Genomic DNA, 20,987 nt, shown 5'->3' on the forward strand with positions numbered 1-20,987 from the left:
AAGGCTAAGGTTTAATCAGCCCATAGCGCATGGCCAGATGCGTCAGTTTGACATCACTATCAATATTCAGTTTTTCAAAAATACGATAACGATAGGTATTTACGGTTTTGACGCTGACAAAGAGCTTGTCAGCAATTTCCTGAGCGCTGATACAGTTCACCACCATCATCGCCACTTGCATTTCACGCTCTGACAGTGCATCAAAAGGCGATTGCTGTGTATCAGAAAGGTAAGAACTCGCTAACTGTTCTGCAATGTCGGCACTAAAATATTTACCGCCTTGCATGACTTTATTGATGGCGCGAACCATTTCTGAAATCGGCGCCCCTTTGGTAATATAACCTTTGGCTCCGGCTTTTAATAACAGCGAAGGATAGGGTTCTTCTGCCAGACCGCTGACAGCCAGCACTTTGGTTTCAGGGGCGCTCTGAAGCAGACGGCGCGTGGTTTCTACGCCACCAATGCCCGGCATATTCACATCCAGTAAAACCACATTCGGATGATGCTGACGAACCAGAGAAATCGCTTCTTCACCAGATTCAGCCTGTCCAATCACCTGAACCTCCGCATGGTCTTCCAGCATTCTGCAAATTCCAGTACGTACTAATTCATGGTCGTCCACAACTAAAACTGTGATCACCTACGCTCTCCCTCTGTTAAAAAAATCATTTTTTTGTTACATAAAGCAAAATAAGCTTGCAATGAAAGTACAAAATTAGCAATCCTATTCGCAAGATAAAATCTGAAACTTATCACACAGTGTCAAGATCAAAAAATGTTCTGCAATGTGTTTAAATGTAAGGCATATTAGAGGTAATACGCAAATCAATCTTACCTCTGTTAGTTGAGTGAAGAAATAGTGAAGAAAATAAACAAGTCTTTAAGGCATGTATTGGGCCTGTCCGTGTTAGTCAGCATGAGTGCGACAAGTTTTGCTGAAATCATTATGAATTCTGGCACGACAGAGGGCGGATCCAGCATTAGTTGGTCTTCTGAGGAAGTCAATCAGCTGATGAGTGATGATTTCCGTGTGGCTGCTGATGAGCCTTCGCCACCCGGTTCAGCCACCGTGACCACGACCTTGCGTCAGAGTGTACCGAGCACCCAGCAGTCGGTCAGTGTTCAGCAACCAGCAAAAACAACACAGATTTTTGATACAAACAGTTATAGCAATCAACCCTCTGTAAATGCCCGTGCTGCATTGGTTATGGATGCGCAAACCGGTGAGGTGCTGTTTAGCAAAAACACCAATACCGCTTTGCCGATTGCATCTATTACCAAATTAATGACAGCAGTGGTGATTTCCGATGCACGTTTAAACATGTCAGAAAAAATCACGCTGCAACAGGCTGATTTCTCTTGCGCAGGTTGTAAAAGCTCAAGCTCGACCTTACGTGCTGGCGATAGCATGAACCGTGCCGAAGCTTTATTGTTTGCTCTAATGAAGTCTGAAAACCCGGCAGCTGCAGCCTTGGCGCGAACGTATCCAGGTGGTCGCAGTGCATTTATTGCAGCGATGAACAGTAAGGCCAAGGCCTTAGGCATGAATTCATCCCGCTTTATGGAATCAACCGGCTTACACCCTGGAAATGTGGCATCAGCACGTGATTTGGGTATTTTAGTGAATACCGCTTCTCAATATGGTTTGATTCGTCAATTTTCGACCACACCAAGCTATGACTTTAACTTGGGTTATCGTGTACTGAAATCGAATAATACCAATGCACTGGTGCGTAACGGCGGCTGGAATATCAATATTTCTAAAACCGGTTTTATTAATGAAGCAGGGCGCTGTGTGGTGATGCATACGACCCTGAATAACCGTCCGGTGGCAGTGGTACTGTTAGGTGCAAATAGCTCACAGGCGCGTACCAATGATGCGACCCGTTTGATGAGCTGGGTGAGCCAGCAACCAAAACGAATCTAATCTCTGCGCTCATAAAAAACCCTGCAAATGCAGGGTTTTTTATTCTGGCTGAAATTACATGTTCGACAGAATAGAGTCTTTTACCTGAGCCATGGTTGCGTCGATAGACAGCATCACCGCATCGGCACATTGTTTGATCGCGGTATCTGGATCTTTTAGACCATTACCGGTTACGGTACATACGATTACTGAACCTTCAGCGATTTTACCTGCTTTGATATCACGGATTGCACCGCCAACAGACGCAGCAGATGCAGGTTCTACGAATACACCTTCATACATCGACAGCAGACGTTGCGCTTCAAGAATCTCAGCATCCGTCAGTTCATCAAACCAGCCGTTTGAATCACGAACGACAGCTTTGGCATGATTGAAGCTTTGCGGATTACCAATACGAATTGCAGTTGCAACAGTTTCCGGATTTTCTACTGGACCACCACGCAGGAACGGAGCAGCACCAGACGCTTGGTAACCGGCCATGATTGGCAAGCCAGCCGGTTTAGGACCAGTGAAAGCATCGGTTTCAGCATCGTAAATCACTTGCTCAAATTCTTCTTTCGACTGATTGGCCACCGCTTCGGTATAGCCCATCCAGTGTGCAGTGATATTACCTGCGTTACCCACTGGCAGGCAGTGGTAATCCGGGGCACGACCTAAAGCTTCAACGATCTCGTAAGCAATGGTTTTTTGACCCTGCAGGCGGTACGGGTTGATTGAGTTTACAATCGTTACCGGTGCCTGATCAGCAACTTCCTTCACCAGACGCATGCCGTCATCGAAGTTACCACGAATTTGCATGGTGATTGCACCATACATCATCGCTTGGGCCATTTTACCCATGGCAATTTTGCCTTCCGGGATGAGCACGAATGCTTTGATACCGGCACGAGCAGCGTATGCAGCCGCAGCAGCAGAAGTATTACCAGTGGATGCACAGATGATGGCTTTAGAGCCTTCTTCAACGGCTTTGGTCACTGCCATAGTCATACCGCGGTCTTTAAATGAACCAGTCGGGTTTAAGCCCTCGTACTTCACATAAATTTCAACATCTTTACCAATAATGCGTGGAATATTCTCAAGCTTGATCAGTGGAGTATTACCCTCACCCAAAGAGATCGCACGAGTAGTTGCAGACACTGGTAAACGGTCGCGATAGCGGTCAACTAAACCAGTATAACGATTGGCATTCGACATGATGATGTTCCAATTGTGTGTAGAGCTTGGCAAGGGGAAATACTCCCCTTAACCCGATTAATTATCAAGCGATTCTAAACGAATTCGTACAATTTCGCCATGAATGACGGGTAATGCTTGAATTTGTGAGAGCGCTGCATCCATTTTTGATTCGACGATAGGATCGGTCAGAATCACGATCGGAATAAGGTCTTTTAAGCGAGGTTGCTGCATGATGGCATCAATACTGATTCCGGCACGACTGAGGATCGTGGTGACATCGGCAAGCACGCCCATTTGATCTTCGGCATTAATACGGATGTAATAGCCGGTGGTCATTTGTTCACGACTCAAGATCGGTAAATCGGTCAGGGCTTCAAAGGCCAGTTGCGGAATGGTTCCGGCACCGTCTTCGGTATAAATGATATCACGAACAATATCCACCACGTCTGCGACCACAGCAGAAGCCGTTGGGCCTGCACCCGCACCTGCGCCGTAGTATAGTGTTGGACCGACTGCATTGGCTTGTACCAGAACCGCATTTTTCACGCCGTTAACATTCGCAATCAGCTGGTCATCTGGAATTAAAGTCGGATGTACACGTAATTCAATTCCGGCATCGGTACGGCGTGCAATACCTAGGTGTTTGATGCGGAAACCCAAATCTTCTGCGTATTTCACATCTTGTGCAGTGACTTTGCCAATTCCTTCAGTAAAGACTTTATCAAACTGTAGCGGAATACCAAATGCACAGGAAGCCAGAATCGTCAGTTTATGTGCAGCATCAATCCCTTCAACGTCAAAGGTAGGATCAGCTTCTGCATAACCCAGTTCTTGCGCTTCTTTCAGTACATCTTCAAAAGCACGACCTTTTTCACGCATTTCGCTGAGAATGAAGTTACCCGTACCATTGATGATGCCCGCCAGCCATTCAATCTTGTTGGCCGCCAGACCTTCACGAATCACTTTAATAATGGGAATACCGCCAGCCACTGCCGCTTCATAGGCAATCTGCACGGCATTGTCTTCAGCCGCTTTAAACAGCTCATTCCCATGTTCAGCCAATAGCGCCTTGTTGGCAGTGACAATATGCTTGCCATGTTTCATGGCTTCCATAATGATTTCAAAAGCAGGATGAATCCCACCCATGACTTCGACCACCACGTCTACGTCAGGTTGACGCACGATGTCCATCAAGTCTGCACTTTGTTTCACTGATGCAGGTAGGTCCAGATCAGGACGTGGACGACGGGTGCCTACATAGGTAATTTCAATTTCACGACCGGTGCGACGTTTAATCTCAGCAGCATTTTCTTTTAATAGTTTCAAGGCACCACCACCTACAGTACCAAGACCGAGGATAGCCAGACGAACTGGTTTCACGTCACACTCCAAATAAACAGTTTTTTACGAGAACCTAGATCATAGCTAAAAAAACGCCATGACTCTAGGGTCATTTCAGAATATCTTTATGTATAAAATAAAGTTAAATAACGTATTAAAATGAGTTATTTAAGTCGCTTCAATAATTCAGCGCTAGACAGATATCCGCCTAGGTAAACCCCTTCCGAACTATAAATGGCAGGGGTGCCATTGACGCCCATATTCAGGCCCATGTGATATTGATCTTGAACAGGATTTTCACATTTCTCTGCACTAATCTGTGCGCCGGCAATGGCCTGATCAAAAGCACTATGACGGTCAGCACTACACCAGATTGCTTCCATGGCCGGCATATGCTGTTCACCACGCGGCCAGGCGATATAACGAACCTCAATACCTTTACTATTCATTTCATCCATTTGTTCATGGAATTTATGGCAATACGGACAGCTGACATCGGTAAAGACATAGACCACATGCTTGGCCTTGCCTTTGGCCGGATAGATCAGCAGATCTTCTGCTTTCAGTTCGGCAAAGAGTTTGTTGTTGATTCCGGCTTGCAGGTTTTCACTGACATTATGCAGCTGTTTATCACCGAGTCGGATCACGTCGCCCTGAATCAGGTATTTACCATCGCTGGTGACATAGACCGCAGACATATCTTCCAGACTGACCCAGAACAGGTTCGGTACTTCGGTGGTTTTAATATCGATAATTTTGGCACTGATCCCCGCAGTTTTGAAATGCTTTTCCAAGGTAGAGACCAGACGCTGTTGTGCATTGCGTTCGGTCAGGGTAGAGGCTTCTCCCGTTGCTGGTGCACTTGCAGTCAGTGTATCTTGCTTTTTAGTGTTGTTATCGGAATTGGAACATGCGCTAAGCCCCAAACCAGCAGCAAGTGTACAAGCCATAAAAACTTTTGAGCGGGCAAATGTCATAAATAACCCTTTTCTTCTTGGACTAAAAACAGAGCATTAGCATAACAAAAAAAAATACAAACACGTCAAACTTCTCAGTTTATTCCATATGTAGATGTTTTAAGCCCGTGGATGATGCGCTGCATGCAGCTGCTGCATCCGCACTTGCGCGACATGGGTATAAATCTGGGTGGTCGACAGGTCACTATGTCCAAGCAGCATCTGTACCACACGTAAATCTGCGCCATGATTGAGCAGATGCGTCGCAAAGGCATGCCGCAAGGTGTGCGGTGACAGCTCGGATGCAATCCCGGCCTGTAAAGCATAGCGTTTAATCGCATACCAGAAATTTTGCCGGCTCATGATGCCGCCATGCTGAGTCAAAAACAGATAATCAGTTGAAGTCTTATACAGTTGTGGACGGGCTTCATTCAGATATTTTTCCACCCATTCACAGGCCATGTGTCCCATCGGTACCAGACGTTCTTTATTGCCTTTACCGACGATGCGTAAATAGCCCTGTTTTAAGTTAATCAGTTCCAGACGCAAGTTAATCAGTTCAGTGACACGTAAACCGCAGGCATACAGCACTTCAAACATGGCACGGTCACGCAGGCCTAAAGCAGTATTGATATCGGGGGCATCAATCAAGGCCTCAACATCGGCTTCAGACAGGTCTTTGGGCAAGGCGCGGCCAAGCTTCGGGGTTTTATGCGCTGCCACCGGATTATCACTACGCAGCTTCTGTTCACGCAGAAATTTATAAAATGAACGCAAGGCTGACAGACAGCGGGCAATTGAGCGTGGGCTTTTTTGCTGTTTGGTCAGTGCAATCAATACATCGGAAATATCGTCATGGGTCCATTCTGGCAAAGGCTTGCTCAGACATTCTGCACATTGCAGCAAATCAGATAAATAGGCATTTCGGGTGTGTGGACTAACCGTTTGCGCAATCAGATAATCACGAAAACCCTGTAAATAGCTCAAGGCTTCAGGAATTTGAACCGGGGCGGGAATACGGGGTTTTTTATTCAGCATAGGGTGCAAGGATCTGATCTGAAAAAGCGATGAATTTAATAGGTATTCTCCACTGTAGTTTAATTTCACCAGACTGTCGATGTGATATAAAAACTAATTCAGCATGTAATCAATCTTATTTGTTAATTATTCTCATTTGTTTGTATACTGTACAAAATAGTTCAGGAATTTCACGGTGCGTTTGTCTGATTTAAAAGCAAAACAAATTGCCATCATTCGAAAAGTGAGTCGAACAACTGATGGTGAAAGTGCTCTACACGATGTCGTCGCGAGTCGTTTGGAAACTCTAGGCTTTGTGCCGGGTACGAAGGTACAGGTGATTACGAAAGGTATTTTTGGTGGAGATCCCATTTTGATTCAAGTTGGATTTACCCGTTTTGCTTTGCGTAAATCAGAAGCAGCCAAAATTGAAATCGAACAGGCGGTGTCGGCATGAGTGATACATTACGTATTGCCCTTGTCGGTAACCCTAACTGCGGTAAAACTTCATTATTCAACCATTTAACCGGAACACGCCAAAAAGTTGGTAACTATGCGGGTGTCACGGTTGAACGTAAAGTCGGTACGTTTCAGCTTGCTTCAGGCAAAGCTGTGCGGGTACTGGATTTGCCAGGAACTTATAGTCTGGATGCGACCAGTCCGGATGAAGAAATCACCCGTAATGTGGTGCAAGGTAAAATCGCAGAAGAACAGCAGCAGGATGCATTCTTATGTGTGGTAGATGCCACTAACCTGAAACTGCATCTGGGTCTGGTCCTAGAAATGATTGCTTTGGGTCGTCCGATTCTGGTTGTACTCAACATGATGGATGAAGCACGCCGTCGTGGGATGCAAATCAATACCCAGAAGCTGTCTGAACGTCTCGGCGTGCCCGTGGTGGAAACTGTAGCGGTACGCAGTTCAGGGATTGAAAACCTGAAGAATGCCCTGGATCAGGGAAAATTCTCGGTACCGCAGACTGAACTGAGTGGCTTAAAGGGTGACCCGCATCAGCAGGTAGAAGTCATTCTGAACGACGTGGTCAATTTCGTCGATCAGGAAGACAAACGTACTGATTTTCTCGACAGGATTTTTTTACATCCGGTACTGGGTCTACTCAGCCTGGCTGTAATGATGTTCGTGATTTTCCAAGCGGTATTTGCCTGGGCTGCGCCGTTTATGGATGGCATCGAAACCTTCTTTGGTTGGCTCGGTGAATTCCTCGGTGAATATATTGCTCATCCTTTACTGAATAGTCTGGTGGTGGACGGGATTATTGCTGGTGCCGGCGGGGTGGTGGTATTCCTGCCACAGATTCTGATTCTGTTCTTCTTTATTCTAGTCTTGGAAGAATCAGGTTATTTACCACGAGCAGCCTTCTTGCTCGATAAGCTGATGTTTAAAGCGGGCCTGTCAGGCCGTGCCTTTATTCCGTTATTGTCCAGCTTTGCCTGTGCCATTCCGGGCATCATGGCATCGCGTACCATCAGTGATCCGCGAGATCGTTTAACCACGATTTTTGTGGCACCGCTGATGACCTGTTCAGCACGTTTGCCGGTATATGCCTTGCTGATTGCAGCTTTCATTCCACAGCAAACTGTCTGGGGTTTTATGAACCTGCAAGGTCTGGTGTTATTTGGCCTGTATATGGCGGGTATTGTCAGTGCTCTGGCGGTGTCTTTTGTACTGAAATTTTTCCATAAAGATAAATCCCAGCACATGCTGTTGATGGAGCTGCCAAGCTACCGTTTCCCGGATCTGAAAAACGTCTGGATCGGCTTGCTGGATCGCGGCAAAATCTTCTTGAAGCGGGTCGGCGGTATCATCTTTGCCTTATCGATTGTACTCTGGTTCCTGTGTACCTTCCCGCAACCCCCAGAAGGTGCGACTTTGCCGGCGATTGATTATTCACTGGCAGGTATGCTCGGTCATCTGATGCAGCCAATCTTTGCACCGCTCGGTTTTAACTGGCAGATCTGTATTGCCTTGATTCCAGCCATGGCAGCACGTGAAGTGGTGGTTGCTGCATTGGGCACTGTCTATGCACTGTCTGCCGTAGATGACGATGCAATGTCCGAAGGTCTCTCTTCACTCATCAGTAGTGGTGGTGATCTGGGCTGGTCAGTGGCGACAGGTCTGTCTTTACTGGTGTGGTTTATTTATGCACCGCATTGTCTGGCAACTTTGGCGACAGTCAAACGTGAAACTGGTTCCTGGAAAACGGTCAGTATCATGACGGTTTACCTGTTTGGCTTGGCATATTTCATGTCATTCCTGACTTATCAAATTGCTTCATATTATTTGGGCTAATCTCAGGTTGGCCTCGGCCCGTTGAGCTTGCCTGAGTATATGCATGGGAGATTGAGATGATTGAAATTCTGATTGTGGCGGCACTGGTGCTGTGGAGTGCGCTGGTGGTATTTAAAAAGGTGTTTCCGAACACCTCTCACTCAGTCTTCCAGAAGCTGTCTGATGCCTGCGCAGCAAAAGGCTGGACGCGTCTGGCCAAATGGCTACGACCGGGTATGGCTGCAGGCTGTGGTGGCAACTGTGCCTGTCCGGTGTCGGAGCAAAGTGCACAGGAAAAGCCGGCCCAGCAAGCGGTCAAATGGAAATAAGTTCCTTTTTGGCTGTAATTTTAAAAACCGTCATGAGCATGACGGTTTTTTTACGCATGGACACAAAAAAATATGCAGAAAGCTCAATCAGAAAAGGCATTCAAAACAGCAAAGTGCTACCATTTCGTCAGTTTCAAAATAGACCAAAATATGGGGCGAAAATGTTAATACAACGTGGTGGGTTAAAAGTCGTTGCAGGACTCGGAATATCAGGTGTTGCAGCAGTCAATTTCTTACATGACCAGGGCTACCGCGTTGCAGTAACGGATTCTAGAGCCATCCCTCCGGGATATGACCAGATTCCGGCCGAAGTCCAGACCAGTTTCGGCCAGTTTGATGCCGAGCTGTTGCTGTCTGCAGAAGAAATCGTGATCAGTCCGGGACTGGATCCAAAATTGCCAGAAATTCAGGCGGCGATGGCGCAGGGTATTCCTGTGGTGAGTGAAATCCAGATTTTACGCCGTGCTACGGATAAGCCCATTGTCGCGATTACCGGTTCCAATGCCAAAAGTACAGTGACCACTTTGATTGGCTTAATGGCAGCCGATGCTGGCAAAAAAGTCGCGGTCGGTGGCAATCTGGGACGTCCTGCACTGGATTTAACCAAAGATGATCCTGAGTTATATATCTTAGAATTATCCAGTTTTCAGCTGGAAACTACTTCAAATCTGGCGGCTGAAGTGGCGGTGGTACTGAACATGAGTGAAGATCATCTGGATCGGCATGGCGATATGATGGGCTATCACACCGCCAAGCACCGGATTTTTCAGGGTGTGAAAAAAGTGGTGTATAACCGGGATGATTCTTTGACCCGTCCTTTGGTGCCAGATGTGACGCCGATGCAAAGTTTTGGCCTGAATGCACCCGATATGAACCAGTACGGGATTCTTAAAGATACCGATGGTGGCATCTGGTTGGCGCGTGGTCGTGAACGTCTGTTAAAAAGTACCGAGATGTATATGCAGGGCACGCATAATGTTGCCAATGCCCTGGCTTGTCTGGCACTCGGTGAAGCGATTGGTTTGCCATTGGACAGCATGCTAAACACTTTAAAAACCTTCAAAGGTCTGGAACATCGCTGCGAATTTGTCAAAGCAGTGCAGGGCGTACGTTATTATAACGACTCCAAAGGCACCAACATCGGTGCAACCTTGGCGGCTCTCGATGGTCTCGGTATGGCGATTGAAGCTCAAGGTGGCAAAGTTGCGATTATTCTCGGTGGACAGGGCAAAGGACAGGACTTTAAGGCTTTGCGTGAATCATTGAGTAAATATACCAAGATTGCAGTGCTGATTGGTGAAGACCGTCCGATCATCGAAGCAGCGATTAGGGGCACGACTGAGCTGGTTCATGCAGAGAGTTTGCAGCAGGCCGTAGAAATCTGCCAAAAGCACACCCAGGCAGATGATGTCGTGCTATTGTCTCCTGCATGCGCAAGTTTTGATATGTTCTCGGGTTATCCTGAGCGTGGTCGCAAGTTTGTTGCGTATGTGAATGAACTCAATTAAGAATAACAAGGATTCGTGATATGGCTGGGTTTGCTCAGACTACGATCAATAAATTAAACCAATTTTATAGCCAGTGGGTACCCAAGCTCCCCGCTGAGCTAAATCCACGGAATGTACTAATTTTCTGTGTATTGGCTTTACTGTGTATTGGTTCGATCATGGTGGCATCGGCCTCGATGCCTTATGCTGAACGTATGCATGAAAATGCCTTTCATTATATTAGCCGCCATGGCATTTCGATTTTTGTGGCAGCAGTAGCCGCCTATCTAACCTATAAAATTCCCTTAAAGGTCTGGTTTAATAACACCTTCTTTTTGTGGATTATTACCATTGTACTGTTGGTGGCCGTGCTGGTGGTCGGGACTGAGGTCAATGGTTCCAAGCGCTGGATTCGGGTGGCCGGATTTACCTTGCAGGCCTCGGAAGTGGCGAAAGTGATGATGGCGATTTTTACCGCGGACTATGTGGTACGCCGTGCGGAAGAAGTCCGGAACAATATTAAAGGTTTGGTTCGTTTAAGTGCGATTATGGGTGTGACCGTCGGTTTGATTATTCTTGAGCCGGACTTGGGGGCAACCGTAGTAATTACCTTGACCATGCTTGGCGTGTTTTTCCTCGCGGGTGCGCCGTGGATTCAGTTTGGTGTGGCCTTTATGACCTTGGTCGGTGCATTTGCCGCAGCGATTTTATTAGAGCCTTATCGCTTGCAGCGTTTGATGTCTTTTTCAAATCCATGGGAAGATCCACTGGGTAGCGGTTATCAGCTCTCGAATGCACTAATGGCCTTCGGCCGTGGTGAGTGGGCCGGGGTTGGATTGGGGCACAGCATTCAGAAAATGTCTTATCTGCCTGAAGCGCATACTGATTTTATGCTGGCGATTTTAGGTGAGGAATTTGGCTTTTTAGGTATTGCGACCATCCTGATCCTGTCTTTTACCATGCTGGTCTGCTGTATCCGGATCGGACATCGTGCCTTGCAACATCAATATCTACGCGCCGGCTATCTGGCCTATGGGATCTGTATCATTTTCCTGTTACAGATTCTGGTGAATGCCGGTATGAATATGGGCGTGTTACCGACCAAAGGTTTGACCCTGCCATTTATTAGTTATGGGGGGTCATCATTGATTATCTGTGCGGTGATGATCAGTTTAGTGCTGAAAATTGATTCGACCACTCGGCAGGTCAATCCAAGCCGGGAAGAATCAAGCTTCTAGATTGGAGTTGGACCCGGGCTCCGGCTGAGCATGGTCAAGCACTGTGCTCGGCATTGCAGTTCCGCAATTGGAACAGGTCACAAAAGCAGTTTTAGGCTTGGAAAGTGGAATCAATGGAATAAAAAACAAAGAAAAATAATGACGTTGCTGTTTCAGCTCATAGCCTGTACGGGTTCGGCAGACTGGACACAGGAACTGGCTCTTTTCAATAGTTTTGGTTTTAGGGCCGAATCCAAAAATAAAAAACATCTGCTTTTCCTCTCTGATTTTAATTCTAGAATTCTAGCTTAAGCCAAAACAGGTTTTTATTGATAACAACCTTGTAGCGCTGTTGTATGTGGAATCCGTTCAATGTTCCATTGCGCAACCGCCTGTTGCAGCATGCGTTGTGGCGTATCCAGATCAACTTCAGCCTGATGCAAAGCATTAAGTGCCTGTTTTAAGAGTTGTGGGGCCTGACTTAAATCCAGTGCTTGGGCCAGATTCTGTTTTGAGAGTTTTTGTCCCTGATCATTCATCGCCAGGGGTAGATGCATATAATTCAGACGCGGATAACCGAGCAACTGCCCCAGATAGATTTGCCGTTCGGTATTGTCCAGCAGGTCAGCACCACGTACCACATGGGTCATGCCTTGCAGATAGTCATCGACCACTACCGCCAGCTGATAATTAATAATCCCGTCACGACGTTTTAAGACAAAGTCTCCCAGATCTTTCTTCAGCTTTGAGCAGTGTCGACCTTGTAATTGATCTTCAAAACAGATTTCGATATCTTCGACTTTTAAACGGATCGCTTGATTGTCGAATGCCAGAGCTAGGTCACGGCAGGTATCCTGATAGATATGATTGGAACCGAGCATTTTACGGGTACATTGACAGGCATAAACCAGACCCTGCTGACGTAATTGTTCGATCACATCTGCATAAATATCTAAACGGTCTTTCTGGAAAATGATTTCGCCGTCTGGCTCAAGCTGAAAGGCGTCCATGGCACGCAAAATATGCTCTTCACTGCCCGGATAAATACGCGGAATATCGGTATCTTCCACCCGAACCAGCCATGTGCCGTGGTTGGCTTTGGCATCGCAATAACTGGCAACTGCGGTAATGAGGGAGCCAAAATGCAAAGGGCCGGTTGGCGATGGCGCGAACCGACCCACATAAGCCATCCTATTGTCCCCCTCCTTTTTTAAAGGAGGGGTTAGGGGAGGATTATTCAACAGCATCATTAACCGTTATTTTGCTTCTCTTTGATTTCCGCCAGGGTTTTGCAGTCAATACATAAAGTAGCCGTTGGACGGGCTTCTAAACGACGCAAACCAATTTCGATGCCACAAGTTTCACAGAAACCATAGTCATCATTCTGGATCGCTTCGATTGACTGTTCGATTTTACGGATCAGTTTACGTTCACGGTCACGGGTACGCAGCTCAATTGCAAATTCTTCTTCCTGAGTGGCACGATCGTTGACATCAGGCAGGGCAGTATTCTCATCTTGCATCGTATTCAGCGTACGATCCACTTCTGACATCAACTCGGCTTTCCAGGCCAGCAATATTTGGCGGAAATGCTGAAGCTGACCTTCAGACATGTATTCTTCATTTTTTTTAGGTTGATAAGGTTCAATACCAAATAAGCTAGCAGTAGAACCACCGTCAGTCGTTTTAGGCTTAGATTTGCGTACGCGCTTTGCAGCTTTCTCTTCTACAACTTCAATTTGATTGTCTAAGACTTGATTTTGGTTGTCATTCGCCATTTAGGGCATTCCTCATCATATGCGTATGATTGATTGCTACGCAAAAAATATGGTGATATGCAATTTTTATCCACCCTGTAGAAGGATTATCCTCCTGTGGGGGCCGTCATCATATAGACTTTTTATGCTTATTGATAGTCTTTGATGTCTGGACTATGCATATCACATTTCCTTTGGTTGCAATAAAGTAATGCAAAAAAAACAAATTGAAAAGTTAATAACCTGAAATTTCAGTATTAATATTTTGCTGACTCAATGCCACCCGTTCAATATAGGTATCAAACTCACCATTTTGTTGCAAATGTAATACACGATAACCGGGCGCCGCCTGATCTAGCGCGAAATCCTGGCTTTTAGGTTTGAACTGCACACTGGTCGATGGCGTGGATAAAAAATAGATACCATGCCATTCATTACAGGAATCCTGATGCACATGACCAAACAAGACCAACTTTATATTCTGGTGCCGTGCCAGGACATCTTTTAAATCTTCAGCATTTTTCAGCCGGTGCTGATCAATCCAGTGCGATTTCATCGCAAAAGGGTGATGATGACAAGCGATGATGACATGCTGATGCTTAAACTCAAGCAATAATTGGTTCAATTGATCAAGCTGAGCTTGTTCCACCCAGCCATCAACCTTGCCTTGAACCGCACTATTCAACAAAATCATGGTCCAGCTACCAAAATGAATCGCATGTACCTGATTGGCATTCTGATGAAACGGAAAGATCCGGGTGTCATCATGATTACCCGGAATCTGATAATGCGGCACGTTTAAGGACTGGATAAAGTCTAAATAACGCTGATAAGTTCGTTCCACCGGCACCTGGGCCAGATCACCGGTATGAATCAGCGCATCCATTTTGGGAAAGCGCTGCTGAATCTGCTGCATCACTTCATGAAAACTCTGCTCCGGATTCATCCGGGCAAATTCCAGCTCTTCCCGATCCATCAAATGGGTATCAGAAATCTGGATAATGGTCCAGTCGGGCTGTTCGGTTGTATTTGACTGCGAAAAACTCATGTCTTTCCCCTTAGACATATCCCTGCAGTATGAATATGTTGTTGCAACCATTGCAAGGCCATAATGACCGGTGCATTCCTTAAGCGCCCATTGCTGAGTAGTGCGGAAATATCTGCATAATCCAGAATATGCAGCTGGATATTTTCACCTTCATCCGGCATGCCAAAAATCCCGCCATGTTCAGGCAGTTCAGTTTCGGCGACATATAGATGAAACAGCTCGGAACAAGCACCCGCTGAAGGATAGAAGCTGAAAATATGCTGTAACTGATTCAAGCTACAGCCTGATTCTTCGAGTGCTTCGCGACGGATACACGCTTCAGGCGCTTCATCGCCATCCAGAACACCAGCAATCACTTCGAGTTGCCACGGTGAATCGACATCGTCCAGTCCGCCAATCCGGAACTGTTCAATCAGGCCGAATTTCTGCTGTTGATGGTTATAGAGCAGCACACCCGCTGCTTCTGGCCGGTGAATCAGCTCGCGTTGCAAAATAGGCGTCGAGCTGTCCTGCTGGAATAAACGGTGTCGCAGGCTGACTTTTTCCACCTGAATAAATCCCCGGTACAAAAACTCACGTGCCTCTATGCGAAAGTCTTTTTTATTATAAGAGGCCTGTTTAATAATATTCATATGCTCAGATAGAATGAATTGATTTATTTTCATCCTATCTGAGTTTTTTTTGAAGACAACTGTTTTTTTTAAAGTTTTATAGTTTGTGGTACAGATTTTGGCCAGACTTATGGAAGCTGGCTTTCATCTGATCCATACCTGCTTCAATTTCGGCCTGAGAGCTTGCCGGCTGATCAGGCTTGGCCTGCTGATTGGCATAGTCTCGAACATTCTGGCTAATCTTCATTGAACAGAACTTCGGTCCACACATGGAACAGAAATGTGCAGATTTATGTGCTGCTTTGGGCATGGTTTCATCATGCATGCTACGGGCTGTATCCGGATCCAGACTCAAATTAAACTGGTCTTCCCAGCGGAATTCAAAACGTGCCTTGGACAGCGCATTGTCCCGGGCCTGTGCCCCCGGATGCCCTTTGGCCAGATCGGCTGCATGTGCTGCAATCTTGTAGGTAATAATGCCGTCTTTGACATCTTTCTTATTTGGCAAACCCAGATGCTCTTTCGGGGTGACATAGCACAGCATGGCAGTGCCATACCAGCCAATCATTGCGGCACCAATCGCTGAAGTAATATGGTCATAACCCGGGGCAATATCCGTAGTTAAAGGGCCAAGGGTATAGAAGGGCGCTTCTTTACAGACTTCCAGTTGCAGGTCCATATTTTCCTTGATCATGTGCATCGGCACATGCCCCGGACCTTCAATCATCACCTGTACATCATGTTCCCAGGCACGATGGGTCAGTTCACCCAAGGTTCTCAGTTCAGCAAATTGCGCTTCGTCATTGGCATCTTGCACACAGCCCGGACGCAGGCCATCGCCAAGGCTGAAAGACACATCGTAGGTTTGCATAATGTCGCAGATGTCATCGAAATGGGTGTAAAGGAAGTTTTCCTGATGATGCGCCAGACACCACTGTGCCATGATCGAACCGCCACGCGAAACAATCCCGGTCAGACGGTTGGCTGTGAGCGGTACATATCTTAAAAGCACGCCGGCATGAATGGTGAAATAATCCACGCCCTGTTCCGCCTGTTCAATCAGGGTATCTTTAAAGATTTCCCAAGTCAGGTCTTCGGCTACGCCGTTGACTTTTTCCAAGGCCTGATAGATCGGTACGGTGCCAATTGGCACGGGAGAATTGCGGATAATCCATTCCCGGGTTTCATGGATGTTCTGCCCGGTTGAGAGATCCATAATCGTATCTGCGCCCCAACGTGTGGCCCAGGTCATTTTCGAGACTTCTTCTTCAATCGAAGAACCCAAAGCCGAGTTACCAATATTGGCATTGATTTTCACCAGAAAATTGCGTCCGATGATCATCGGTTCCAGTTCCGGATGATTGATATTGGCCGGAATAATCGCGCGGCCGGCAGCGACTTCCTGCCGTACAAACTCCGGGGTGATTTCAGTCAGGTTTTTAGCGCCGAAATTTTGTCCCGGATGCTGGCGCATATCGACACCCTCCAGTTGACGCAGGTTTTCACGAATGGCGATATATTCCATTTCTGGCGTAATCATGCCTTGTTTGGCATAGTGCATCTGGGTGATGTTCTGGCCACGTTTGGCTTTGCGCGGTTTTTGAATATGCGCGAAACGGATGGCCGCAGTACGGATATCACGTAAACGTTGTCGGCCAAATTCAGAGCTTAAATCGTCCAGCATTTCCGTATCGTTACGCTGTTCAATCCAGCTGTCACGGATATTGGGCAGGCCTTTATTCAGGTCAATCGTCACATTGGAGTCGGTATAGACACCAGACGTGTCATAAACCATCAAGGGCGGATTATATTCACCGCCCAAGCCGGTCGGGGTTTCACTGAGGGAAATTTCCCGCATCGGTACCTGAATATCAGGACGCGAGCCTGGCAGATAGACTTTACGTGAAGCGGGTAGAATGCGCGTTAAATCACGTGCTTCCTGTTCATGAGCGGAGAGAGAAGTTTCAGAAGAAAGATTCGTTAACTGGTTCATGGCTATGATCCTTATGAATGACATCAACGAATCAAGCACGACCAAAAACGCGGGCAGATTTATCCTGAGCAGATAAAGCAGGGGCTGGGTTTTTAGCTGGCTTGATTCCTACGCAGGTATTAACCTGATCAGGTTCAACGGTACCCATGCTCAATTCCTGATAAAGATAAAAGGAATCACATGATCTCAGCGAGGGATTACTCGCGCTCCGTCAAGCGAGGCTAAAGCTTAGCTCAGTTTATGCCGAATAAACAGGTCTAAATCTCTCAACTTTAGCGATGATCTCTTCAGGCAGGGGAAGCTGGACTCAAGCCAAATATTTCTAGCTAGATACAGAATGCATCCATAAAACAGTCTTTATCATATTTTTGTGAGGGTGGACTGATCTTGGCATAATACAGAATCTGTTCAGCATCCGAACGGTTTCGATAGTCGGCAGGCAAGGCTTGCTGGCGCTGTTGCGGATTCATGTCCAGAAACTCCAGAAATTGGCGAGCCTGGGTCGAAAGCGTTGATTTCTGACCGCTGGATAGACCAATAATGGTTTCCAGATGACTGGTATCGACTGCATAACGGTCACGATAATCCTCAGAAACGGGAGATACTTCGGTGCCTCTAAACAAAAAATAGGTATATTGTTTCAGCAGGTATTCGGCATCCCGCTTATAGCTGCTCTCAGGATAGGTCTTGAGATAATCTTCCCAAAGCAGACTGCGGGCTGCAATGTCAGCTGCTTCAATTTGCAGGCGTTTTTCCACCAGTACCGGCTGCATATTCTGTTCAGCCAGATGTTCAATAAAAACTTTTTCAGCGTCGGGTAAATAAGGCGCAAAAATGCGGGCCAGATATTCCGGACTACGACGATAATGTAAGTTGCCATCGCCAAGATCCAGCAGTTCGACATAAGCCTGACCTTTGTGTTTTAACAGGTACTGGTCACGTGAGGTGAGCTGCTGAAAATGGGCTTGCTGAATGGTCGGATGCTGGGCCATTTCCAGCGCATACTGTTCAAAGGCGCGTTGCTGGAACTCGGTACGGTCGACGGCTAAAAAGCGCTGATACATTTCAGTAGAACGCAGCATCAGATGCTTCTGCTCCGCCAATTCCATCAGGGGCAGACACACTTTAAGATCCTGATTAACCTGTTCCAGCGCAAAAGTGGTGCGCTGGTCATTAATCTGGGACATATTTTTTTCAATATTCTTGCACATCAGGCTAAAGTCATTGACTGGACTTTGCTTCTGATTGGTCTCAGTCTGTTCAACTTGGATCTGTGGTTCCGACGGCTGCTGACAGCCTGCCAGAAACAGCAGACTGCCGGAAATTAGACAGGCTTTGAATATCGACGGAAATGGCATTAACACTATGTTTCAGGACTCTGTATAGGTGAATTCAGAAAATAACGGCCTTGCTGGGAGATATATTGTATAGATCAAATAAAAATACTATGTTTAGTATTGTGAATTGCTTTGTTACATTGCGGGTATAGATCTTGAAAATTGAATTAATCGTGGATAAAACCCGAGAGTTATATTAAAAAGTTAATAAAAATCATACGCAAAAATGCAAAAAATCTCTTTAGTATGGCTTAGCTTAAAGCTCCAGAATTTTTGATCTGAATGGCTGTTAGGGGTTAACACTATAAAATGAAACTAAAACTCAGTGTCATGGCCGGTTTATTGTGCAGTAGTCCAGCGATTTTTGCCCTGGATTTACAAGAAGCGTATGCACGCGCCCAGCAAAATGATCCAAATTGGCAGGCGAATGTGTTGCAGTACCAATCTGATCAGCTCAATCTGGGGATTGCCAGCGGAAATTTGCTGCCGACCGTGACTTTATCTGGAAATGTGACCCGTAAAAACCAGTCCGTCAACAACTCAGAGTCTGAAGGTTTGCCTGCTGAATTTGGTGAGTTGCAAAGTTCCAGTACAACCAGCCGTCAGGTGGCCTTAACCGCACGCCAACCTTTATTTCGCTGGGATGCCTGGCAAGGTTATAAGCAGGTCAAGACCTCGGTCGAACTCAGTGAAGTCAACTTACGTCTGCAAAAACAGCAGCATATTTTACAGGTGGCAGAAGCCTATTTTAATGTCTTGCGTCAGCAGTCTTTGACCACGGCATATTTGCAGGAAGAACAGGCTCTATCTGAGCAGCTGCGCATGATGAATGCCAAACTAAAAGAAGGTCTGGTGGCACGTAGTGAGGTCAGTGAAGCCAATGCCCAGTATCAAAGTGCCCAAGCCAACCGGATTTCGACCCAAGTTCAGCTGATTCTAGCTCAGGAGCAACTGGCTCAGCTGATCGGGCCTTACCGAGAAAATCTGGCGGTATTACGCAATGACTTCCAGTTTCAGAAACCGATTCCAAGTGACATGCAGTCCTGGACAGATTTGGCACAAAGCCAGAATCTGAACATTCTGCAAGCCCGTCTGCAAAAACGCTATTCTGAAGATGCCAAACGGGTTGAGCAGGCCGCTCTCTATCCGCAGGTTGAAGCGGTCGGCACCTATGGCTATCTGAAACAGACACCAGAAACGATTATGTCCAGCAATGGTGATTTCGACCAGATTGGGGTGGAAGTCAACTGGAACCTATTTAGTGGTGGCCGTACCCAGAAAAGTATTCGTCAGGCTGGGGTCAATGTACAAAAAAGTGCAGCCCAATTAGACGCTGCGATCCGCAAAGCCAATACCGATGTGAAGCAGTCCTTCATGCAGGTAGAAACCGATCAGGCCAAACTGAATGCGCGTAAAGCGGCGATGGAATCTTCGGAAATGGTTTCACAAGCCTCCAGAGCCCAATATCAGGAGGGCTTAAAGACCATGGTCGATGTGTTGCTGGCCCAGCGCAATGCTTTTTCTGCCAAAACGGATTATCTGAATGCCAAATATGATTATCTGCTGCATGTACTCCAGTTACAGGCTTCAGTCGGGCAGCTGACCGAAAAGGAGCTGGCAGAGCTGAATGCCTGGCTGATCGAATATGATTCACCTCAGCCCAGATGACGCTACGATTGTCATCAAACTTTCATCATAAATATGCTTTAATATGCTTTATTATTGATCATCGCTATATGCCGTTTCAGGAGTAGACTTCCTTGTGTCCAAATAATCCTGTGTTAAGTCATCACATTTCTTCGCAATTTAATGAAGAGTTGCAGGACGTCAATACCAAATTCATGACCATGGGCGGACTGGTGGAACAGCAGGTGGCCAACGCCATTCATGCCTTACTGGATACCGATGTCGCCATGGCAATTGATGTGCAGTTTCAGGACAATGTTGTCAATCAGATGGAAAGAGACATTGATGAAGCACTGACCCTGATTCTGGCACGCCGTCATCCTGCTGCGATTGATTTACGTATGGTGCTTGCCATGTCCAAGGCCAATACCGATCTTGAGCGTATTGGTGATGAAGCGTCTAAAATAGGCCGGATTGCACAAAGCCTGAGTGAAGAGGGTAGCTCGCCGCGCGGTTATATGGAAACCCGGCATATTGGCAACCAGGTTCGGGTGATGATTCATGATGCACTGGATGCTTTTGCACGTCTGGATGTAGATCAGGCCTTGAAAGTGATGTTGGCAGATGCGGATATCGACCGTGAATACCAGTCAGCAACACGTACCCTCATGACCTATATGATTGAAGATCCGCGACATATTAGTCGTGTTATCAATGTGCTATGGGTACTTCGTTCACTCGAAAGAATTGGCGACCATGCCCGGAATATTTCTGAACAGGTGATCTATATGGTCAAAGGTTTTGACGTACGTCATACCAGCGTCGAAGAAATTGAGCAAAAAGTTCAGCGTTAAGAGTGATCATCTTTCAATAAAAG

At 46.5% G+C, this 20,987-nt stretch carries 20 protein-coding genes and 1 riboswitch; of the genes, 8 read left to right on the plus strand and 12 right to left on the minus strand.

Annotation, left to right across the window (positions count from 1 at the left end; translation table 11 throughout):
* Nucleotides 1-4 precede the first annotated feature (4 nt).
* Nucleotides 5-640, minus strand: a complete 636-nt coding sequence (locus FTT75_RS05515) for a response regulator (RefSeq protein ID WP_005108454.1) — start codon at nt 638-640, stop codon at nt 5-7.
* A 219-nt stretch (nt 641-859) separates the two neighbouring features.
* Between FTT75_RS05515 and FTT75_RS05520 the strand changes: the two genes are divergently transcribed.
* Entirely contained in the window at nt 860-1,927 is a 1,068-nt protein-coding gene (locus tag FTT75_RS05520) for a serine hydrolase (protein WP_141667085.1), read from the plus strand.
* A gap of 54 nt (nt 1,928-1,981) precedes the next feature.
* Here the strand turns inward: FTT75_RS05520 and thrC are convergent, their stop codons facing one another.
* The 4 genes from thrC to xerD all read right to left on the minus strand — a co-directional run bounded on the left by thrC (nt 1,982) and on the right by xerD (nt 6,438).
* The gene (gene thrC / locus FTT75_RS05525; RefSeq protein ID WP_005094446.1) at nt 1,982-3,121 is read right to left on the minus strand and encodes a threonine synthase; all 1,140 of its coding nucleotides are present in this window, start codon (nt 3,119-3,121) and stop codon (nt 1,982-1,984) included.
* Between the two features lie 57 nt (nt 3,122-3,178).
* The gene (locus tag FTT75_RS05530; protein WP_180186030.1) at nt 3,179-4,483 is read right to left on the minus strand and encodes a homoserine dehydrogenase; all 1,305 of its coding nucleotides are present in this window, start codon (nt 4,481-4,483) and stop codon (nt 3,179-3,181) included.
* Between the two features lie 125 nt (nt 4,484-4,608).
* Nucleotides 4,609-5,421, minus strand: a complete 813-nt coding sequence (locus tag FTT75_RS05535; RefSeq protein ID WP_180076071.1) for a DsbC family protein — start codon at nt 5,419-5,421, stop codon at nt 4,609-4,611.
* A 99-nt stretch (nt 5,422-5,520) separates the two neighbouring features.
* Nucleotides 5,521-6,438, minus strand: a complete 918-nt coding sequence (xerD, locus tag FTT75_RS05540) for a site-specific tyrosine recombinase XerD (RefSeq protein WP_005094442.1) — start codon at nt 6,436-6,438, stop codon at nt 5,521-5,523.
* Between the two features lie 175 nt (nt 6,439-6,613).
* On the opposite strand from xerD, the gene FTT75_RS05545 reads away from it, so the two are divergent.
* From FTT75_RS05545 to ftsW, 5 genes are all read left to right on the plus strand, one after another.
* Entirely contained in the window at nt 6,614-6,874 is a 261-nt protein-coding gene (locus FTT75_RS05545) for a FeoA family protein (protein ID WP_004281065.1), read from the plus strand.
* Nucleotides 6,871-8,727, plus strand: a complete 1,857-nt coding sequence (locus FTT75_RS05550) for a ferrous iron transporter B (protein WP_005094440.1) — start codon at nt 6,871-6,873, stop codon at nt 8,725-8,727. Before FTT75_RS05545 ends, FTT75_RS05550 begins: the two co-directional genes overlap by 4 nt.
* A 56-nt stretch (nt 8,728-8,783) precedes the next feature.
* The gene (locus FTT75_RS05555) at nt 8,784-9,035 is read left to right on the plus strand and encodes a DUF6587 family protein (RefSeq protein ID WP_180083271.1); all 252 of its coding nucleotides are present in this window, start codon (nt 8,784-8,786) and stop codon (nt 9,033-9,035) included.
* A gap of 161 nt (nt 9,036-9,196) precedes the next feature.
* Nucleotides 9,197-10,543 carry a UDP-N-acetylmuramoyl-L-alanine--D-glutamate ligase gene (gene murD / locus FTT75_RS05560; protein WP_180186031.1) on the plus strand — a complete coding sequence of 449 codons (1,347 nt, stop codon included), beginning with the start codon at nt 9,197-9,199 and terminating at the stop codon, nt 10,541-10,543.
* Nucleotides 10,544-10,563: 20 nt separating this feature from the next.
* Nucleotides 10,564-11,760 (plus strand): putative lipid II flippase FtsW, encoded by a 1,197-nt coding sequence (ftsW, locus tag FTT75_RS05565; protein WP_005094435.1) that lies wholly within the window; start codon nt 10,564-10,566, stop codon nt 11,758-11,760.
* On the opposite strand, the gene FTT75_RS05570 is transcribed toward ftsW, so the two are convergent.
* The 7 genes from FTT75_RS05570 to FTT75_RS05600 form a co-directional block, all read right to left on the minus strand.
* On the minus strand, nt 11,749-12,009 hold the full coding sequence (locus tag FTT75_RS05570; RefSeq protein WP_005094432.1) for a zinc ribbon domain-containing protein: 261 nt from the start codon (nt 12,007-12,009) through the stop codon (nt 11,749-11,751). The two genes, ftsW and FTT75_RS05570, sit on opposite strands and share 12 nt — an antisense overlap.
* A 56-nt stretch (nt 12,010-12,065) precedes the next feature.
* Entirely contained in the window at nt 12,066-12,986 is a 921-nt protein-coding gene (gluQRS, locus tag FTT75_RS05575) for a tRNA glutamyl-Q(34) synthetase GluQRS (protein ID WP_225553535.1), read from the minus strand.
* 2 nt (nt 12,987-12,988) lie between these two features.
* Nucleotides 12,989-13,516: an RNA polymerase-binding protein DksA gene (dksA, locus tag FTT75_RS05580; protein ID WP_005094428.1), complete on the minus strand. Its 528-nt coding sequence runs from the start codon at nt 13,514-13,516 to the stop codon at nt 12,989-12,991.
* Nucleotides 13,517-13,730: 214 nt separating this feature from the next.
* On the minus strand, nt 13,731-14,543 hold the full coding sequence (cpdA, locus tag FTT75_RS05585; protein ID WP_074383660.1) for a 3',5'-cyclic-AMP phosphodiesterase: 813 nt from the start codon (nt 14,541-14,543) through the stop codon (nt 13,731-13,733).
* Nucleotides 14,540-15,175: an NUDIX domain-containing protein gene (locus FTT75_RS05590; protein WP_074383659.1), complete on the minus strand. Its 636-nt coding sequence runs from the start codon at nt 15,173-15,175 to the stop codon at nt 14,540-14,542. The genes cpdA and FTT75_RS05590 overlap by 4 nt, the downstream gene beginning before the upstream one ends.
* A 76-nt stretch (nt 15,176-15,251) precedes the next feature.
* Nucleotides 15,252-17,147, minus strand: coding sequence for a phosphomethylpyrimidine synthase ThiC (gene thiC, locus FTT75_RS05595; protein ID WP_159138532.1), 1,896 nt, complete (start codon nt 17,145-17,147; stop codon nt 15,252-15,254).
* A gap of 88 nt (nt 17,148-17,235) precedes the next feature.
* Nucleotides 17,236-17,368, minus strand: a riboswitch (TPP riboswitch).
* A gap of 105 nt (nt 17,369-17,473) precedes the next feature.
* Complete coding sequence (locus tag FTT75_RS05600; protein WP_179999338.1) at nt 17,474-18,505, minus strand: hypothetical protein; 1,032 nt, start codon at nt 18,503-18,505, stop codon at nt 17,474-17,476.
* A 288-nt stretch (nt 18,506-18,793) separates the two neighbouring features.
* Between FTT75_RS05600 and FTT75_RS05605 the strand changes: the two genes are divergently transcribed.
* Nucleotides 18,794-20,152 (plus strand): TolC family outer membrane protein, encoded by a 1,359-nt coding sequence (locus FTT75_RS05605; protein WP_180186032.1) that lies wholly within the window; start codon nt 18,794-18,796, stop codon nt 20,150-20,152.
* Nucleotides 20,153-20,244: 92 nt separating this feature from the next.
* Nucleotides 20,245-20,964 carry a phosphate signaling complex protein PhoU gene (phoU, locus tag FTT75_RS05610; RefSeq protein WP_005094412.1) on the plus strand — a complete coding sequence of 240 codons (720 nt, stop codon included), beginning with the start codon at nt 20,245-20,247 and terminating at the stop codon, nt 20,962-20,964.
* Nucleotides 20,965-20,987 lie beyond the last annotated feature (23 nt).

The organism is Acinetobacter sp. YH01008 (assembly GCF_013420435.1).
GTDB classification, from domain to species: domain Bacteria; phylum Pseudomonadota; class Gammaproteobacteria; order Pseudomonadales; family Moraxellaceae; genus Acinetobacter; species Acinetobacter pseudolwoffii.

What these genes read in the sequence shown, in the direction of transcription:
- thrC (WP_005094446.1), bottom strand. Translation starts at nt 3,121, where the DNA reads ATGTCGAATGCCAATCGTTATACTGGTTTAGTTGACCGCTATCGCGAC.
- FTT75_RS05535 (WP_180076071.1), bottom strand. Translation starts at nt 5,421, where the DNA reads ATGACATTTGCCCGCTCAAAAGTTTTTATGGCTTGTACACTTGCTGCT.
- xerD (WP_005094442.1), bottom strand. Translation starts at nt 6,438, where the DNA reads ATGCTGAATAAAAAACCCCGTATTCCCGCCCCGGTTCAAATTCCTGAA.
- FTT75_RS05550 (WP_005094440.1), top strand. Translation starts at nt 6,871, where the DNA reads ATGAGTGATACATTACGTATTGCCCTTGTCGGTAACCCTAACTGCGGT.
- FTT75_RS05555 (WP_180083271.1), top strand. Translation starts at nt 8,784, where the DNA reads ATGATTGAAATTCTGATTGTGGCGGCACTGGTGCTGTGGAGTGCGCTG.
- murD (WP_180186031.1), top strand. Translation starts at nt 9,197, where the DNA reads ATGTTAATACAACGTGGTGGGTTAAAAGTCGTTGCAGGACTCGGAATA.
- ftsW (WP_005094435.1), top strand. Translation starts at nt 10,564, where the DNA reads ATGGCTGGGTTTGCTCAGACTACGATCAATAAATTAAACCAATTTTAT.
- FTT75_RS05570 (WP_005094432.1), bottom strand. Translation starts at nt 12,009, where the DNA reads ATGTTTTTTATTTTTGGATTCGGCCCTAAAACCAAAACTATTGAAAAG.
- gluQRS (WP_225553535.1), bottom strand. Translation starts at nt 12,986, where the DNA reads ATGCTGTTGAATAATCCTCCCCTAACCCCTCCTTTAAAAAAGGAGGGG.
- dksA (WP_005094428.1), bottom strand. Translation starts at nt 13,516, where the DNA reads ATGGCGAATGACAACCAAAATCAAGTCTTAGACAATCAAATTGAAGTT.
- cpdA (WP_074383660.1), bottom strand. Translation starts at nt 14,543, where the DNA reads ATGAGTTTTTCGCAGTCAAATACAACCGAACAGCCCGACTGGACCATT.
- FTT75_RS05590 (WP_074383659.1), bottom strand. Translation starts at nt 15,175, where the DNA reads ATGAATATTATTAAACAGGCCTCTTATAATAAAAAAGACTTTCGCATA.
- thiC (WP_159138532.1), bottom strand. Translation starts at nt 17,147, where the DNA reads ATGAACCAGTTAACGAATCTTTCTTCTGAAACTTCTCTCTCCGCTCAT.
- FTT75_RS05600 (WP_179999338.1), bottom strand. Translation starts at nt 18,505, where the DNA reads ATGCCATTTCCGTCGATATTCAAAGCCTGTCTAATTTCCGGCAGTCTG.
- FTT75_RS05605 (WP_180186032.1), top strand. Translation starts at nt 18,794, where the DNA reads ATGAAACTAAAACTCAGTGTCATGGCCGGTTTATTGTGCAGTAGTCCA.